At 62.8% G+C, this 282-nt stretch carries 1 protein-coding gene; it reads left to right on the forward strand.

From position 1 onward, the window contains the following. Positions 1–282 (forward strand): FAD-binding protein (locus DBR24_RS34260; RefSeq protein ID WP_256591947.1); only part of this gene is annotated, 282 nt, incomplete at both ends.

Below are 282 nucleotides of genomic sequence, written 5' to 3' on the forward strand. Positions count from 1 at the left end.
CGATGAGTTGACTCAAGTGATCCGTCAGGTGCAGGGCAAGATCCGCCCCGTAGGCTCGGCGCATTCGTTCAGCGCGCTGGTGCCCACCGACGGCACGCTGTTGTCGCTGAGTTACTTCAACGGTCTGCTCGATCACGACCCGAACACCCTGCAGGCCGAATTCGCCGCCGGCACGCCGATGTCACGCATGGGGCAACCGCTGAAAGACATCGGCCAGGCTCTGCAGAACATGGCCGATATTGATTACCAGACCCTCGCCGGCGCCATCGCCACCTCGACCCA

Source organism: Pseudomonas sp. HMWF006 (assembly GCF_003061205.1).
GTDB lineage: Bacteria > Pseudomonadota > Gammaproteobacteria > Pseudomonadales > Pseudomonadaceae > Aquipseudomonas > Aquipseudomonas monsensis.